The following is a 16,346-nucleotide window of genomic DNA, read 5'->3' as shown; positions in this document are numbered from 1 at the left end:
TAGAGTCGGCACCTGAGTGTGGTGCCCGCAACGAGGCCGGTCCCGGGTATCGAAAACAGGGGAAAGGACGCGATGTTCTACTGGCTGCTGAAGTATGTGTTCCCGGGTCCATGGATGCATCTCGTCAACCGACCTCGCGTCGAGGGCGTCGAGAACATCCCAGCGAAGGGTGCAGCCATCCTGGCCGGCAATCACCTGTCGTTCACCGATTGGCTCTTCACGCCGCTGATGAGTCCGCGGCGCATCACCTATCTGGCCAAGGCCGAATATTTCACGACTCCCGGTCTCAAGGGCCGGTTGCAGAAGTGGTTCTTCTCCGGCGCCGGCCAGTACCCGATCGACCGGTCCGGTGCGGACGCCGCCGAGAGCGCCCTCAACACCGCGCGCACGCTGCTGGAGGAGGGTCGGCTGGTGGGCCTCTACCCGGAGGGCACGCGCTCGCCGGACGGCCGCCTCTACAAGGGCAAGACCGGTGTGGCACGCCTCGCCCTGGAGACCGGCATTCCGGTGATCCCGGTCGCGCTGATCGGCACCGACGAGGTGTGCCCACCCGGCCCGTTCCGTTGGCGGAGCAAGAAGGTCACCGTCAAGTTCGGTAAGCCCATCGACTTCTCCCGCTACGAGGGCATGGGCGGCAACCGCTTCGTGGAGCGCGCCGTCACCGACGAGATCATGTACGAGCTCATGACCATGTCCGGTCAGGAATACGTCGACGTCTACGCCGCCAGCCTCAAGAAGGGCGTGCCCTCGGGCAGCCGCCCCGACGCGGACCGCATGCCGCAGACCATGGCCGGCTAATTGCCGTACCGGTAGGCCGCGCCGATGAGCGCGGCCAGCCGCGGATCCCGCGCCTCCGCCAGGGTGTGCACCACGACCAGATGGTTCCACCGGGACTTGCCGATCGGCGTCACCCGATACACCGGCGGCCCCTCGTGCGGTTCCCCCAGCGCGAGCATGATCTGCACGGTCCCTTCGGGATTCGCGCCGGTGATGTTGTACAGCCAGATCCAGGCGAACTTGCGCCGCCCGCCGAACGAGATCTGCGCGCCGACGCTCATCGCGGCCTCGCCCTGCTCCTCGATCAGCGCGCGCAGCACCGAGAAGATCTCGAAGGCACGGGGTTTCCCGGCGAAGTACTCGCACACCCCGTCACTGCCGGCCATGACCCGAGCCTAGGACGCCTGCCGCCGCCGATGCGCCTCGATCGCCTCGAACTTGGCGAGATTGTGCCGTGCGTCGGCCAGCGCGTCGTGCGCGTCCTTCGGCACCGGCGGCAAGGGCGGGCACCCGTGCTGCACCCAGTGCTGGCGCAGTTCGTTGGTGTAGCGGGGGAGCGCGGTGGGCAGATCGACCATGGATCCCCACAGCTGGCACAGCGCCACGTGGTCGTAGGCGCCGACCCAGGCCCACAGCTCCGGTTCCACCCCGGGGCGGGGGACCAGGAACTTGTACAGGTCGTCGCGAATGCGTTCACGGCTGCGCCACAGCGGGGAGGACGGCGGCGGCAGCTTGGGGAGCACGTTGCGGCGGACGAAGGGACCGGCCTTCTCCGCATCGAATTCGGTGGAGACCGCATAGTATTCACGGCCGTCCTCGCATACGACCGCAATGGAGACCAGGTCGATGACGACCCCGTCCTCGATGAATTCCGAATCGTAAAAATACCGCAGCGAGATGGGTCTCTCCTCAGTTCGCGGCGGCCGGTACCTCCCACCGGCGCCGGGGATGGGGATGATCCGGGCAGATCATCCGCCCATCCACCCTATGTTCCGGCCGCCGGGCCGGGACCCGCGGGCGGGCCGGAGTGACCGGTGACGGCAATACGCCTGGTCGCGGGTCGCAGGTTCAGCGGGCACGGTGTGAGAAATCCCAGCCCTGGGTGTGGTCCCGAATGACCGGAGTCGGTCCGTATCCTGAACGGGTGAACTGGACCGTCGACGTACCCATCGATCGCCTGCCGGAACTCCCCCCGTTGCCCGCGGAGCTGCGTCGGCGCCTCGATGATGCGCTCGCCCGCCCCGCCCTGCAGCAGCCGTCGTGGGACCCCGAGCAGGCCGCGAACATGCGCACCGTGCTGGAGAGCGTTCCGCCCATCTGCGTGCCAGCCGAGGTGGAGGAGCTGAAACTGCGACTGGCCGAGGTGGCGCGCGGTGAGGCCTTCCTCATGCAGGGCGGCGACTGCGCGGAAACCTTCGCCGACAACACCGAACCGCATATCCGCGGCAATATCCGCACGCTGCTGCAGATGGCCGTGGTGCTCACCTACGGCGCGAGCCTGCCGGTGGTGAAGGTCGCCCGCATTGCCGGCCAGTACGCGAAACCGCGTTCGGCCGACGTGGATTCGCTGGGCCTGAAGTCCTACCGCGGCGACATGATCAACTCGCTGGTCGCGGACGCCGCGGTGCGCGAACACGATCCGTCGCGCCTGGTGCGCGCCTACGCCAATGCCTCCGCCGCCATGAACCTGGTGCGCGCGCTGACCTCCGCCGGCATGGCCGATCTGCACAAGGTGCACGACTGGAACCGCGAGTTCGTCGCCCAGTCCCCGGCCGGCGCCCGCTACGAGGCCATGGCCGCCGAGATCGATCGCGCGCTGGCGTTCATGAACGCCTGTCGCGTGAACGACCCGAACCTGTCCAGCGCCCGCCTCTACGCCAGCCACGAGGCCCTCGTGCTCGACTACGAGCGCGCCATGCTGCGGCTGAGCGAGTCCCCGGTCACCGGCGAGCCGGTGCTGTACGACCTGTCGGCGCACTTCCTGTGGATCGGCGAGCGCACCCGCCAGCTCGACGGCGCGCACATCGCCTTCGCCGAACTGCTGGCCAACCCCATCGGCCTGAAGATCGGCCCGACCACCACGCCCGAAATGGCCGTGGAGTACGTCGAGCGGCTCGACCCCAACAATGAGCCCGGCCGCCTCACCCTGGTCGCCCGCATGGGCAATGGCAAGGTCCGCGACGTGCTGCCCGCCATCATCGAGAAGGTGCAGGCCACCGGCCACCAGGTGATCTGGCAGTGCGACCCCATGCACGGCAATACCCACGAGGCCTCCACCGGCTACAAGACCCGCCACTTCGATCGCATCGTCGACGAGGTGCAGGGCTTCTTCGAGGTGCACCACGCCCTCGGCACCCACCCGGGCGGCCTGCACATCGAGCTCACCGGCGAGAACGTGACCGAATGCCTGGGCGGCGCCCAGGACATCTCCGACGCCGACCTCGAGGGCCGCTACGAGACCGCCTGCGACCCCCGCCTCAATACCCAGCAGTCGCTGGAGCTGGCCTTCCTCGTCGCGGAAATGCTCCGCTGACAGGATGATCGACGCGAAGGGCCCGAACCAGCCGCTGGTTCGGGCCCTTCGACGTTCCGATCGACGAGGACTCGGACGAGCCCCAAACTGAAACATCATCGACCGGGAACTGGTGGCGGACCCTTCTCGCGAAATGCCGCCACAGATTCCCGGTGATCGCACGACCAACTCGCGCGAGGGGGAAAGCAGACCCGCCGCGCTCGAATTCGAGCACGGCGGGGGGGGGGGGGGGGGGGGTTTCCGGGGGGCCGTAAGGGAGGGCGACCAGGGTGATGGTCGAGCCCGCTTCCACGCTGGCTCCGGGGCTGGTGCTCTGCGAGATGACGATGGAGCTGTCATTGGAGGCCAGCTGGCGCACCTGCACCTGGAGACCGAGGGCCTGGAGTTCGGCGCGCGCGGCGCCCACGCTGTCGCCCAGCAGCGACGGCATTTCGACGGCGTCGTTGATGATCAGGACCACGCCATTGCCGGAGTCGACGGTGGTGCCGGCGGCGGGATCGGTGCCGACGATCTGGCCGGGCTTGACCTTGGCGTCGAATTGCGTGCGGGTGGAGGAGACCGAGATGCCTGCGCTCTGCAGGGCGGCGCGGGCTTCCTCCTCGGTCTTGCCGCGCACATCGGGGAGCTTCACCGGCTTGGAACCGCTGCTGCGGTAGACCTTCACGGTGCCGCCCGCGGGAAGAACGGTGCCGGGACCCGGTTCCACCTTGGCGACCGTGCCCTTGGGAGCGGAACTGCCCACCTCGCCGGAGTCGACCGGGGTCAGGCCCGCATCGCGAATGGCCTCATTGGCGGCGCTCACGTCCTGTCCGGCCGTGATCTCGGGAACCTTGGGCTTGCCGCTGGAGACCAGCACGGCGACCGTCGAGCCCTTCACAACCTTCGAACCGGCCGGCGGATCGGTGCCGACCACATTGCCGACCGGAATGATGTCGGAGGCCTTGTTCTTGGTCTCCGTCTCGAATCCGGCGGCCTGCAAGGCGGCGACCGCGCGCTGGGTGTCGAGCCCGGCGATCGAGGGCACCGCCTCATATCTGCCCACCCCGAGCCACCAGCCGCCGATGCCGAGCAGCAGGGCCAGGGTGACCACGATGCCGAGCCAGACCAGCACCGTGCGGCGGGATTTGCCGCGATCCTCGATGAACTCGGACTGATAGCCCGAATTCGGCGGTCCCTGACGGGGATCGGCGGGCGCCCGGGGCGCGTAGTCCGGGGCCATCTCCCGCGCGGCGGTCATCACCCGGGTGTGCTGATGCTGCGGCGGCACCTGCACGGTCGGCGGATCGGCGGGGATCCGGGTGGTCATCTCCGTGGCGCCGAATGCGGCGTGCGCGGGCTGCGGGGCGGGCGTCGGCCCGACCCGGTACCTGGCGCTGAGGTGCTCGGCCGAATCCTGCGGCGCGGGCACGCGGTATCCGGGCAGTTGCAGTTCCCGTGCGATGCGGCGCAGCTCGCCCGCCATCTCGGTGGCATTGGCGAAGCGGTGCGCGGGCTCGCGCGCGGTGGCGTGCGCGACCAGCTCGTCGAACTCCGGCGGCACCCCGGCGATGAAGCGGCTCGGGGCGGGCACATCCTTCTCGACGCGCTGCAGGGCCACCGAGATGGAGGTGTCGCCGGTGAACGGCGTGCGCCCGGTGAGCATTTCGAAGATGAGTACACCCGCGGAATAGACATCACTGCGGGCGTCGGCATTGCCGCTGGTGACCTGCTCGGGGGAGAGGTAGGCGGCGGTGCCGAGAATGACGGAGTCGGAGGTGATGTTGGCGGAGGCGACCGCGCGCACCAGGCCGAAGTCGGCGATCTTCACCTCGCCGGAATCGGAGATGAGGACGTTCTCCGGCTTGATGTCGCGGTGCACCAGCCCGGCCGCGTGCGCAACGCCGACGGCCTCCAGCACCGGTTCGGCCACGGCGCGCACCGCGTGCGGGGGCATGGGCCCGCGTTCGCGTAGCAGCTCGCGCAGCGTCCCGCCCTCGACCAATTCCATGATCAGGAACGGATGGTCGCCGTCGATGCCCTGGTCGTATACCGCGACCAGGGAGGGGTGCTTGAGTTTGGCGACCGCGCGCGCCTCGAGTTCGAAGCGGGTCAGGAATTGCCGATCGGCGGCGAACTTCGGATCCATTACCTTGATGGCGACCGGTCGGTCGAGCCGAGTGTCCACCCCCCGGAACACCATGGACATACCGCCACGCGCGATCGGCGCGTCGATGCGGTAGCGCCCTTCCAGCATCTGGCCGATCAATGAACTGATACCCTTCCGACTTCCGCGCCGCCCCGTGCGGCTCACCCGATGGTAGTCGTGCCGGGGTGTGATGCGACGGCGGCGGCGCGAGAGACTACCGTTATCCGGGTGAGTGCCTTCCCATGCAGCGATGACGTCCTGCCGGATTCGGTGACCCTGATCCCGCTGCCCGATGTAGCCGAGCAGCTGGGCATGGTGGTCACCCGTGTACACCAGATGCTGCGCGAGCATCAGCTCATCGCGGTCCGCCGCGACGGCATCGCCGGAATTCCCAAGGAATTCTTCGACTCCACCGGTGCGGTCGCCAAACACCTCACCGGACTGATCACGGTCATGCGCGACTCGAAGTACACCAATGAGGAAATCCTCGAGTGGATCTACACCGAGGACGACAGCCTCCCCGGCCGCCCCATCGACGCCCTGCACGGCCCCCTGGCCCGCGAGGTCATCCGCCGCGCAGCCGCCGACCCCTTCTGATCTCTGAGATTCTCTCGCACCCGGTGCTGACGCACCGGGTGCGGAGGAAAAGTGGGTTGAAGGCGCCCGGTGCTGCCGGACCCCGCCCCGTCCACCCCGCTAAGGCCGAAAGTTCTCGGCAGGGCTCACGCCGGATGCCGGACCCGGCTGGTGATGAGGCCTAGCGCACGAACCTCATGGCGGGCCAGGCCGTAAGTGTCCGCCGCAGGCGAACTGCCAACGACGGCAGGGCTGCCAGTTGCTCTATCCGAGCCCGTCCGCCGAAGGCGAACCCCGAAGCGCCATAACCAGGCTGGTCTATCCGAGCCCGTCCACTCTCCAGCCGGTCCGATCACCAGCCGGTCGGATCGCGAGCTGGTGCGATTTCCAGCTGGTGTGTGCTCGAGCTGGTGCGGACACGAGCCCGTCGAGTCATCAGCCCGTCTGCCTGTGTGTTTGTCCGCCGCAGGCGAACTGTCGATGAACGGCAGGGATGCCAGTTGGTCTATCTGATCTCGCCCGCCGCAGGCGAACTGTCGATGAACTGTAGGGATGACAGTTGGTGCATCGACTGTGTGGGTTCGGGGCCGTCTCGATTTTGGACTGAGTGGAGCGTGCGTCGGAGCGGGGGAGCGAAGCGGAGGAGCTCCGGCGTGCGCGGAGGGAGGGAAAAATCGAGACTGTCAGGCCCCGAACCCCGCCGGAGCGAAGCGGAGGCAAATCAAACACAGCCACGAGCGTCCCTGGTTGGACGCGCTCTCAACGCTGTCGACTCGCGGCAACCAGGAGAGCGAGGCGGCCGAATCAGGCTGGCCGATGAACACGGCCCCTACGAGACATAAGTCCGGCGCAGAGGTTGGGCCGCGGCGAGTTCTCGGGCGGCGACCCGGAGCCGGCGGTGCCTGGGGACGACGGCGCGGCGGGTGAAGACGGCGTAGTCGGTGCGTTCGATCTGGTCGAGGATGCCGCTGTAGAGGACGGCGGCGGTGCGGATGCCGGGGCGCACGCGCGGGGTGAGCAGATCGATGCCGGGGGTGGCGGTGCGATAGATATCGCGGTTGACGGCGATCAGATGGGACAGCGCGCGGCGGACGCGCTGGTCGGTGCGGCCCGTTGTGCGGCAGTGCATCAGCAGGTTGCCGTCCACGCCGAAGGCGGCGAGCTCGTCGGCGGGGAGGTAGACGCGGCCGCGGTCGAGGTCCTCGGCGATATCGCGGAGGAAATTGGTGAGCTGGAAGGCTTCACCGAGAGCGGCCGCGGCGGGCTCGGCCTCGGGTACCGGAACGACCGTGCCCAGGACCGGGAGCAGTTGCAGGCCGATGGCGGCGGCGGAGCCGCGCATATAGGTGCGCAGGGCAGCCATGGTGGGGTAGTGGGCGCGGAATTGGGGGCTGCCCGGGATGTCCATGCGCATGGACTCCAGGAAGACCCAGAAGTGCTCGGGGGCAATGGCATAGCGGCGGATGGTGTCGGAGACGGCCAGCAGGATGCGGTCCTGGAGTGGCGATCCGGGCCAGGATTCCGTGCCGTCGAGGTAGGCCGACGGGTCGGCGAGGCGGCCGCGCAGCTCGTATTCGATCCGATCCAGTTGCGCCGCGGACTCTTCCGCGCGCGCGGGTGCGGCGCTGTCGTCGACGATATCGTCCACCATGCGGGCGAAGGCGTAGAGCGCGTGCACCGCGGGCCTGCGCTCCGGCCCGAGCAGCCGGGTGGCGAGGAAGTAGGTGCGCCCGTGCTGGGCGGCGATGCGGCGGCAGTCCTGGTAGGCGAGGTCCAGCGCGGTCATGCCGCGCTGGGCTGGTTGTGCTCGGTGCTCGCGGGCGCGGGGGCGCGCAGTTTGAGGGGGTCGACCTTCTTCAGCGCCACCGCCGCCACGATCGCGGCGAAGGTCGCCGCGGCGACATGCCAGAAGGTGTAGAGGCCCGGATTGCCGTCGGGCTGGAACACGAGCATGAGCCACGTACAGAGCCCGACCAGAATCTGTAATGTCCGTGTCGACAAGGCGAATCCGGCGGCCAGCGCCAGCGGCCACGAGTAGTACCAGGGCAGCGCGGCCGGGGACAGGATCACAATGGCCACGAAGGCCACGGTAATGCCGAAGACGGCCTCGCGTTCGGTGTGCCGGAACCGCCACCACGCCCACACCAGGATCAGCACCAGCGCGATGGCGCAGATGGAGCGCGTCACCGACAGCACCGATTCCTGCCGCCACGGGGTCACCCAGGTGACCATGTGCGCCATGATGGTCGGCAGCGACAGCCAGTTGATGATCTTCTTGGACCCGGACAGCGCGGTCAGCCAGCCGATGCCGACGCCCGCGAGCGCCGAGGCCGCCGCGAACACCACCGCGAACACCGCCACGCCGAGCCCGGCGATCTTGGCGAACATCATGGCCGGATGCGGCAGCTCGCCCTCACCCCGCTCGGCGCGCCGCTCGCGTTCGTGAATCATCCAGATCCACACCAGGAACGGCAGCGCGATGCCCGCCGTCGCCTTCACACCCACGCCGATGGCCACCACCACGATGCCGGCCACATGATGGTGTTCCAGCACCAGCGCGATACCGGCCGCCATCAGACCGACCATGAGCATCTCGTTGTGCACGCCGCCGATGAGATGGATGAGCACCAGCGGGTTGAGCACCGCCAGCCACAGCGCGGTGGTCGGCTTGCCGCCCAGATGCTTGGTGAGATGCGGGATGGCCCACATCATCAGCGCCAGACCCGGCAGCATGACCAGGCGCAGGGCAATGGTCCCCGCCACCACGCTGTCACCGGTGATGGAGGTGATCCCGCGCGCCATCAACAGGAAGATCGGCCCGTACGGAGCCGTGGTGTTGGTCCAGACCGAGCTCACATTATCCAGCAGCACACCGGGATTCACGCTCGGGCCCACCGCGTACGGATTGAATCCGTCCCGCAGCAGCGCGCCCTGCGCCAGATACGAATAGGCGTCGCGGCTGAACATGGGCACCGCGAACAGCAGCGGGAAAACCCAGATGCCGACAATGGCGCGCAGCTCGTTGAGCGTCACCTTCGCTCCGGGCACCGTGCCGATGGTGGCCCGGCCCAGCCGCACCCAGGCGGTGATCATGGCCAGCACGCCGATCCACACGATCACCGTCGAGAGCATGTAGCCGTGCCCGAACCGCAGCCAGGACAGGTGCGCCTCTTCCAGCAGCGGGTCGGCCCGGCGGGTGCTGCCCGCCCCGAACCCGCCGAAGGTGATCATGATCGCGCCGAAGAATCCGAGCAGGGCCGCATGCCCTTCCTGGCTGCGCGCGAAGTCGGCGCATTGCCGCATCCAGTTGCCGTGCGTGACCGCGCCGGTGGTGAGGAGGTCGGCGGGGGCGGCGGTGGTGGCGATGGCGGCGTCCATATCGGGGGTCGGCATTGGCGGGCATTCCCCCCAGGAAAAGTCGGCGGCGGCAGCCGCGTGGGTTCAGGACGCCGGTCAGTCTAGTGCTTGTGCGGCGTGGCCACCGCGTCGGCGTCGGCGGATCCGGCCCGGGCATGTCGTAGATCACCCGTGATTCGGGTCGCGGCGAGTTTTCCGGACAGCAGCACCGTGGGCACGCCCACCCCGGGCACGGTCCCCGAACCTGCGAGAACGACATTGTCGCGGCCCGGCACCAGGTTCCGGGTGCGGAACGGGCCGGTTTGCCGGAACAGGTGCGCGGCGGAGAACGGGGTGCCCGCGAGCATGCCCTTGTTCTTCCAGGTGCGCGGCGTGTCGAGGTGGTCGATCCGGAAGTACTGCGAAATGCCTTGGTATCCGCGGGATTCCAGGGTCTCCAGCAGCTCGCGCAGATAGTGCGGCGCCAGCCTGTCCCAGTCCAGGGGCGCCGCGTCGAGATTGGGGCAGGGGGCCAGCAGCGACAGTGGCTCATATCGGACGTCGCGGTCGATATAGAGCCCCGGATCGGTGAGCGCCGGGCGGGTGAGCAGCAGCGACGGATCGCTCATGAGCCTGCCCCGCCCGCGCCCGGCCGCGATCTCGGTGAAGGTGCGATCCCATGCGCGGCCGAAGTCGATGGTGTGATGCGCCTGCACCGGCCAGCGCGCCGCCACCTCGGCGGGAATGGTGCCGTGCGCGACGACCGCGGACGGCGAGGCGCGCAGCCAGCGGCGGCGGCGCAGCCCGAATCGCTCGATGGATCCGATATCCGCCGTGACCACCACGGCGTCGCAGGGCCAGCGGCGCCCGTCGTCGGTGTGCACGGCGGTGGCCCGGCGGCCGGCGTAGTCGATCCCCACGACCTGCGCGCCGAATTCGACCGTGCCGCCCGCGGCGACCAGTGCCCGCACCAGGGCGTCGGCAATGGCCCGCATGCCGCCCTCGGGGTAGTACACGCCCAGGCAGGTGTCCATGTACGGAATCGCGCCGTACACGCCCAGCGCCCGATTGGGCGCCATGCCCGCGAACAGGGCCTGGAAGCTGAACACTCGCGCCAGCTGCTCGTCACCCATGATCCGCGAAACCTTGGGCCCGAGCCGCCCGAAAGCGCCCAGCCCCACCAGTTTCGCCAGCGCCGCCCGCTTGGCCGGGTGCCGCACCATGTCCAGGGGCGAGTCGAAGTTGGTGTCCATGAAGTGCCCGAACTCGGCCTCGTACACGGCGCGCAGCCATTCCCGCAGCCGCCGATACCGTTGCGCCGCACCGGCATCCCGCACGCGCGCGATCTCGGCCGCCATGGCTTCGGGATCGGAGTGGACGCCGACGACCGTGCCGTCCGCGAACCGCGCCCGATAGGCCGGAGCCATCTCAAGGATCCGCAGCCCCACCGACTCGCGGTTCTGCCCGACCGCCGCCAGCGCCTCGTCGATCAACTCCGGCACCGTCAGAATCGTTGCCCCGGAGTCGATCTCGTAATCCGCCCCGCGATACCGCCCGACCCGCCCACCGGCCTGATCGGCCCGCTCCAGCACCGTCACCCGCCGCCCGGCCCCCGCCAGATGCAGTGCGGCCGCCAGCCCGGACAGCCCGGCCCCGACCACGACGATCCGATCGGAAGGTCCCGCAACAGTTTTCATCCCACCCATGACTTCCGTGAGTTCCCGGCCACGCCGGTCAGTAGGCGCGCGCGGTGGCGGCCAGCGCCATGGCCCGCAGCTGCCGCTTGGCGTCCGCGGTCGCGGTGCTGGCGTCCAGGGCGGTCAGCGCCTGCTCGGTGAGGCTGGTGATGCGCATCTCCACCGCGTCCACCGCGCCGAGTTCGGTGAGGACCGTGCGCAATTCGGCGACCTGCTCCGGTGTGACATCGGTGCCCAGGCTGGTCCGGATGAGCGCCGCGGCCGCCGGGTCCTTCGCGTCCGCGCGCTGCAGCGCCTCGGCGATGAGCACGGTCCGCTTGCCCTCGCGCAGATCGTCCCCGGACGGCTTCCCGGTCACGGCCGGATCCCCGAACACCCCGAGCAGATCGTCGCGCAGCTGGAAGGCGATGCCGATATCGGTCCCGAACTCGCGATAGGCGGCGACCAGCTCCGGATGCGCCCCCGCCAGCGCCGCGCCCATGTGCAGCGGCCGTTCGATGGTGTACGCCGCGGTCTTGTACCGATTGATGCGCATGGCGGCCTCGACGGATTCGTCCCCGCCGGCCTCGCCGTGAATATCGAGCAGCTGCCCGCCCAGCACCTCGGTGCGCATGGCCGCCCACACCGGCGCGAACCGCGCCTGCGCCCCGGCGTCCAGCCCGGCATCGCGGGTCATGTCATCGGCCCAGGCCAGCGCCAGATCGCCGATGAGAATGGCCACGCTGGTCCCGTACTGCGCCGCATCCCCGGCCCAGCGCCGATCCAGGTGCCGCTGTTCGTAATCCACGTGCACCGTCGGGAATCCGCGCCGGGTGCGCGAGGAATCGATGATGTCGTCGTGGATCAGCGCACACGCCTGCACCAATTCCAGCGCCGAGCAGGCCGTCAGCACCGCATCGGCCTGCGGATCCTCCGGATCGCGGCCCGCGCCCAGCCAGCCGGTCCAGGCGAAGGCGGGCCGGGTGCGCTTGCCGCCGCGCAGCACGAAGGATTCGAGGGCTTCGGTGGCCGCCACGAAAACCGGTCCGAGGGGTTCGACGATCTCCCGCCGGGTCCGGAAGAAGCCGGTGAGGCGGTCCTCCACGGCGGCGACGAGCGATCCCGCGCCGACCGGTTGGCGGGTCGGGGTACCGGGTCCGGCGGACAGGGGAACCTCCTGGGGTGAGAGCCGCGCTGCGAGTCGTGGTGGCCGCGGGCGAGTTACGCCCCCGACTGTACCGAGCAGCCCGGATCGGCAGCGAGCCGGTCATACCGCGCGAATCCGTCGGGTGGCCGGGGCCGGAGCCCCGCGCGGGCGCGCTACGTGCTCGGATATTTCCCCCGAATCCAGGGGGAATACGAGCCGGCGGCGTGCGCCCCTTAAAATGGCCCGGTGAGTTTCGACAATGTACGGGGATATTCGACCCCTGGCCGAGTTTCCCGCACACCGCAAGTGTCCGGAACTCCCTCGGTGGTGCAGCAGCTGGGCCCGCGGCCCGATGGGTCCATCCCGTTCTCGATCGAGTTCAATCCGCCCCGCGACGCGGCCGGTGAGGCGCGGTTGTGGCGGGCGGCCCGGGAGTTCGAGCGGCTGCACCCGGCCTTCGTGTCCATGACCTACGGTGCGGGCGGGTCGACCCGCGATCGCACCATCCGGGTGACCGGCCAGCTGGCACGCGAGACCACGCTGCTGACGGTGGCGCATCTCACCGCGGTGGATCACAGTGTGGCCGAACTGCGTTCGATCGTCGGCGCGTACGCGGACTCGGGTATCCGGAATCTGCTGGTGCTGCGCGGCGATCCGCCGGGCGATCCGCTCGGCGAGTGGGTCAAGCATCCCGAAGGCGTGGAGTACGCCGAGGAATTGGTGCGCATGGTGCGCGATCTCGGCGATTTCCACGTGGGCGTGGCCTCGTTCCCGCAGGGGCATCCGCGCTCGGCCGACCTGGACTCCGACACCGAGTTCCTGCTCGCGAAACTGCGTGCGGGCGCGGAGTATTCGATCACCCAGATGTTCTTCGACGCCGAGCACTACCTGCGGCTGCGTGATCGCGCGGTGAAGGCCGATCCGGTCGAGGGCGGCAAGCCGATCATCCCGGAGCTCATGCCCATCACCTCGCTGCGCACCGTGGAGCGCGCGGTCGAGCTCTCCGGCCGCGAACTGCCCGAGGCGGTCATGACCCGCCTGCGCAAGGCCGCCGGCGACGGCCCGGAGGAGAATCGCGCCGCGGTGCGCGCCGCCGGTATCGAGATCGCCACCGAGATGGCGCAGCGCCTCATCGACGAGGGCGCGCCCTGCCTGCACTTCATTACGCTGAACTTCGCCAAGGCCACCAGCGAGGTGCTGGCGAACCTCGGCTACACGGTCACCGCCGCCCCGGCGCACGCCTGAACCGACCCGGCGTGCCGGGCGAAATGTCGGGATTGGGCTGGTCAGCGGAGTAGCGTGCGTCCTCACCGCGACGTTGAGGAGCAAGGCGCTGAGAGGTGGCCCCCGCATGTCTGTGTTGCAGAACTTCGTCCGTGTCGCAGGCGCCCTGAGCGCCTGCGCGGTGCTGACCGCGGCCCCGGCGGCCGCCGCCCCGGGCGGCCCGGCCGAGGAATCCGCCGCCCCGGCGGCAGCCGATGCCACCGATGCGTCGCCGGTCATCGCCGCCCTCGGCCGCGCGGGGGAGACCGCGGCCCCCTCCGACTGGTTCACCGCCTACGGCGAAACCCTGGGCGGCCTGCAGGCATTGGGCGTCGACCCGTTCCTCTACCCGACCGCCGCCCCCTTCTGCCTGGGCAGCACCACGCTCGGCATCGCCCCCGCCGTCGCGGGCACCATCCCCGGCCCCTGGCCCAGATACACGGTTTCCATTCCCGGACTGGACCTTTCGGCCGTCAAAGCCGGCCAGGCCATGTTCGCCTTCGTCCCCTACGGCCTGAACCCGGACGGCGCCGACACCGCCGGCATGCAGGTGGCCTGGCTCAACCTCAGCAACGGCAAGAGCGGTTTCACCCCCATGGGCCCGCTCAACCAGGTTCTCAGCGGCATGATCCCGCCCGCGGTCCCCGGTGAGCTCCGCCCCGTCGTCGAGCGCGCGGTCCACGACTACTTCGCCGGCGCCCTGCCGCAGGGCGGCGTCCGCGCGGTACCCGTCGACACCGGCTCCGGCACGGTCCTCGCCGCCATGTTCGGCCTGGTCCGCAATGGCCAGAGCTCCTGCTTCTTCTTCCCGACGGTCGGGATCACGCCGGTGCCCTGAGCCCGGGATCGCGTGCGGTCACCGGCTGTCGTTGAGCGAGCGGCCTTTCCACGTCAGCGTGCCGCCGCCCTGAGCTCGATGTGATCTTGCCGATAAGCGGAAGTAGGCCGCTATCGATAGCGGATGCGCCAGCGCCGCAATCACATCCGCGCCGGTGAGCCGGCCGCCGGACTCGGTGGAGCGGGCCAGCACGCGGCCCGCCACCGCGGCGCCGTAGCCGATCGCGCCCGCGCGGCGCAGCCGCCCCCGCCCGAACAGCGCGGCCAGCGGCGGCGCCCAGAACGCGAGCGCCGCCACCGCGCCGACGGCGAGACTTCCGGCCCGGCCGCCGTACGCCGACCACAACCAGCGGGTATAGCCCTCATCGAGTTCCCTTGCGCCCCGGTACATCCGGGTCTCGGCCAGCCGTCCGCCCGCGGCCAGCGCGGTACGCCGACCGGCGCGGCGCAGTGCGCGGGCCAGGGCCAGATCCTCGGTCACCCGATCCGCCACCGCCGCGTGCCCGCCGATCTCGCGGTAGGCCGCGGCATCGAAGACCAGGAACTGCCCGCACGCCACCGCCGTCGACGGCCGCAGACTCCGATTCGCCGCGACCACCGGCAGCGAGGCGGCCCACGACCAGCACAGCAGCGGCTGCACCAGCCGCTCGGCGACCGATTCGGCCCGCTGCCGCGGCCACGGGCACACCAGATCGGCGCGCGCCCGGCGCAGTTCGCCGATCGCCGCCGCCAGCGCATACTCCGTCAACCGCACATCCGCGTCGAGGAAGACGAGCACGCCGACCGCGCGGGCAGAACGTCCGCCCGTCATCCCGGCGTGTTCTCGGCCGGGATCCGCACCGGTCCGGTCGATTCCGGCCACAAGCGCGCCGGAATGACGAAGGGAGTCGTCGGGCGGCGGAGGAGGAGCGGTCGTGCCGACGCCGGCGAGTGCGGCCAATCGTGTGCAGGCCGCATTCTTGCCGGTCCAGCCGCTGGGCGGCTCGAACTCGTTGCGCACCACGGTGAATCGTTCATCGCCGGCGACGGCGTCGAGCGCGGCACGGTAGGTGTCGTCGGTGGAGGTGTCGTCGAGGATCAGCACGCGCAAGCGCGGGATCCCCTGCTGGGCCCGCAGATCCGCGATCAGGGCGGGGAGCCGCCCGGCCTCGTCGCGGGCGGGCACGCAGACGGTGACCGGCTCGATCACGGCCGGTCCGCCATTGCGCAACTGCCGCAGCGTGATCCGGTTGAGCAGGGCGAGACCGGCGCCGAGCGCGGCCACCGCGGTTCCGGCCCGCACCGCGAACTCGCCGGTGCGGGATCCGATCACCGGTGGTCGCGGTCCGGGCGCACCCAGCGGGCGGCGCGCACGTAGGCCGGGGCGTCGGGGTTGCGAGTCATATAGGCGAGGACCGCCACCACCGCCGCGACCGCGAGGGTGATGCCGCCGACGATGCCGGCCCAGCCGGCGAAGGAGCGGGTGTTCGGATCGGAGTAGCCCACTTCGGCTTTCAGGGTGGACACCTCGCCGGCGGGCAGCTTCCAGTTCACCACGGAATCGCCCTCGCGGGTGCCGTTGGTGGTGGCCACCCGGGCCGGGAAGGCCACGGTGAACTGCACATCCGAGCCGTGCGGGGGCAGGCTCTTCAAATCGATGCGGCCATTGAGGGTGACCAGATCGCCGACGCGGCTGAAGGTCAGCTGGAACATGCCCTGGGTCTGATCCGACAGCGCCCCGAGCTGCTGCACCTCACCGAAGGTGAGATCGTCGAAGTACACCTGGCTGCCGGCGTAGCCGTCCTGCGTGTAGGGGGTCACGCGCACCTTGGCGGCGAGCGCGTCGGGCGCCTTCAGCTGCGGCCCCTTGTCGTTCTCGTTCTGCGGGATGGTGGCGGCCACGATCCGCCCGGACACCCGGTCATTGGAGGACACGCCCATCGAGGCCTGCACGCGCAGGCATCCGGTCAGCATGATCGCCAGCGCCGCGAACAGCACGGCCGCCGATATCCGCACCCACCGGCGGTGTCTGCGCACCGCGGTCACCGGCTCGTGCGTGTCGTCTGCTGTGGCGGGGTTCGGGCTCGGCTGCACGGC

13 protein-coding genes and 1 pseudogene are annotated in these 16,346 nt (G+C 69.9%); 5 read left to right on the top strand and 9 right to left on the bottom strand.

The annotated features are described in order from the left end of the window. The first annotated feature begins 72 nt into the window (after nt 1–72). On the top strand, nt 73–798 hold the full coding sequence (locus tag ACYQ5L_RS26780) for a lysophospholipid acyltransferase family protein (protein ID WP_459961026.1): 726 nt from the start codon (nt 73–75) through the stop codon (nt 796–798). Here ACYQ5L_RS26780 and ACYQ5L_RS26775 read toward each other — a convergent pair. Further along, complete coding sequence (locus tag ACYQ5L_RS26775; protein WP_459961025.1) at nt 795–1,163, bottom strand: DUF5655 domain-containing protein; 369 nt, start codon at nt 1,161–1,163, stop codon at nt 795–797. The genes ACYQ5L_RS26780 and ACYQ5L_RS26775 overlap by 4 nt on opposite strands. Before the next feature lie 9 nt (nt 1,164–1,172). Next, complete coding sequence (locus ACYQ5L_RS26770; RefSeq protein ID WP_459963558.1) at nt 1,173–1,670, bottom strand: polyadenylate-specific 3'-exoribonuclease AS; 498 nt, start codon at nt 1,668–1,670, stop codon at nt 1,173–1,175. Nucleotides 1,671–1,921: 251 nt separating this feature from the next. On the opposite strand from ACYQ5L_RS26770, the gene ACYQ5L_RS26765 reads away from it, so the two are divergent. Next, nucleotides 1,922–3,310 (top strand): class II 3-deoxy-7-phosphoheptulonate synthase, encoded by a 1,389-nt coding sequence (locus tag ACYQ5L_RS26765; RefSeq protein ID WP_459961024.1) that lies wholly within the window; start codon nt 1,922–1,924, stop codon nt 3,308–3,310. Nucleotides 3,311–3,563: 253 nt separating this feature from the next. Here ACYQ5L_RS26765 and pknB read toward each other — a convergent pair. Further along, nucleotides 3,564–5,555 (bottom strand): annotated as a pseudogene (pknB, locus tag ACYQ5L_RS26760) (Stk1 family PASTA domain-containing Ser/Thr kinase); the annotation flags it as partial. A 108-nt stretch (nt 5,556–5,663) separates the two neighbouring features. Between pknB and ACYQ5L_RS26755 the strand changes: the two are divergent. Next, nucleotides 5,664–6,032, top strand: a complete 369-nt coding sequence (locus tag ACYQ5L_RS26755) for an Rv2175c family DNA-binding protein (protein WP_459961023.1) — start codon at nt 5,664–5,666, stop codon at nt 6,030–6,032. 808 nt (nt 6,033–6,840) lie between these two features. On the opposite strand, the gene ACYQ5L_RS26750 is transcribed toward ACYQ5L_RS26755, so the two are convergent. The 4 genes from ACYQ5L_RS26750 to ACYQ5L_RS26735 all read right to left on the bottom strand — a co-directional run bounded on the left by ACYQ5L_RS26750 (nt 6,841) and on the right by ACYQ5L_RS26735 (nt 12,191). Continuing rightward, entirely contained in the window at nt 6,841–7,797 is a 957-nt protein-coding gene (locus ACYQ5L_RS26750; RefSeq protein ID WP_459961022.1) for a phytoene/squalene synthase family protein, read from the bottom strand. After that, nucleotides 7,794–9,314 carry an alpha-(1->6)-mannopyranosyltransferase A gene (locus ACYQ5L_RS26745; RefSeq protein ID WP_459963557.1) on the bottom strand — a complete coding sequence of 507 codons (1,521 nt, stop codon included), beginning with the start codon at nt 9,312–9,314 and terminating at the stop codon, nt 7,794–7,796. The genes ACYQ5L_RS26750 and ACYQ5L_RS26745 overlap by 4 nt, the downstream gene beginning before the upstream one ends. 155 nt (nt 9,315–9,469) lie before the next feature. Beyond that, a complete protein-coding gene (gene crtI / locus ACYQ5L_RS26740; protein ID WP_459961021.1) occupies nt 9,470–11,044 on the bottom strand; it encodes a phytoene desaturase family protein in 1,575 nt (524 codons plus the stop codon). A gap of 37 nt (nt 11,045–11,081) precedes the next feature. After that, on the bottom strand, nt 11,082–12,191 hold the full coding sequence (locus tag ACYQ5L_RS26735) for a polyprenyl synthetase family protein (protein WP_459963556.1): 1,110 nt from the start codon (nt 12,189–12,191) through the stop codon (nt 11,082–11,084). 225 nt (nt 12,192–12,416) lie between these two features. On the opposite strand from ACYQ5L_RS26735, the gene ACYQ5L_RS26730 reads away from it, so the two are divergent. Both ACYQ5L_RS26730 and ACYQ5L_RS26725 read left to right on the top strand, forming a co-directional pair. Next, the gene (locus tag ACYQ5L_RS26730; protein WP_459961020.1) at nt 12,417–13,415 is read left to right on the top strand and encodes a methylenetetrahydrofolate reductase; all 999 of its coding nucleotides are present in this window, start codon (nt 12,417–12,419) and stop codon (nt 13,413–13,415) included. A gap of 106 nt (nt 13,416–13,521) precedes the next feature. Then, nucleotides 13,522–14,271 carry a hypothetical protein gene (locus ACYQ5L_RS26725; RefSeq protein WP_459961019.1) on the top strand — a complete coding sequence of 250 codons (750 nt, stop codon included), beginning with the start codon at nt 13,522–13,524 and terminating at the stop codon, nt 14,269–14,271. An 18-nt stretch (nt 14,272–14,289) separates the two neighbouring features. Here ACYQ5L_RS26725 and ACYQ5L_RS26720 read toward each other — a convergent pair whose 3' ends face one another. Both ACYQ5L_RS26720 and ACYQ5L_RS26715 read right to left on the bottom strand, forming a co-directional pair. After that, nucleotides 14,290–15,582 carry a glycosyltransferase family 2 protein gene (locus ACYQ5L_RS26720; protein WP_459961018.1) on the bottom strand — a complete coding sequence of 431 codons (1,293 nt, stop codon included), beginning with the start codon at nt 15,580–15,582 and terminating at the stop codon, nt 14,290–14,292. Then, entirely contained in the window at nt 15,579–16,343 is a 765-nt protein-coding gene (locus tag ACYQ5L_RS26715) for an LppM family (lipo)protein (RefSeq protein ID WP_459961017.1), read from the bottom strand. Before ACYQ5L_RS26715 ends, ACYQ5L_RS26720 begins: the two co-directional genes overlap by 4 nt. Between the last annotated feature and the right edge of the window lie 3 nt (nt 16,344–16,346).

Source organism: Nocardia sp. IFM 10818 (assembly GCF_054655275.1).
The sequence above is the reverse complement of the archived record's forward strand: the minus strand, read 5'-3'. Positions and strand labels throughout refer to the sequence as shown.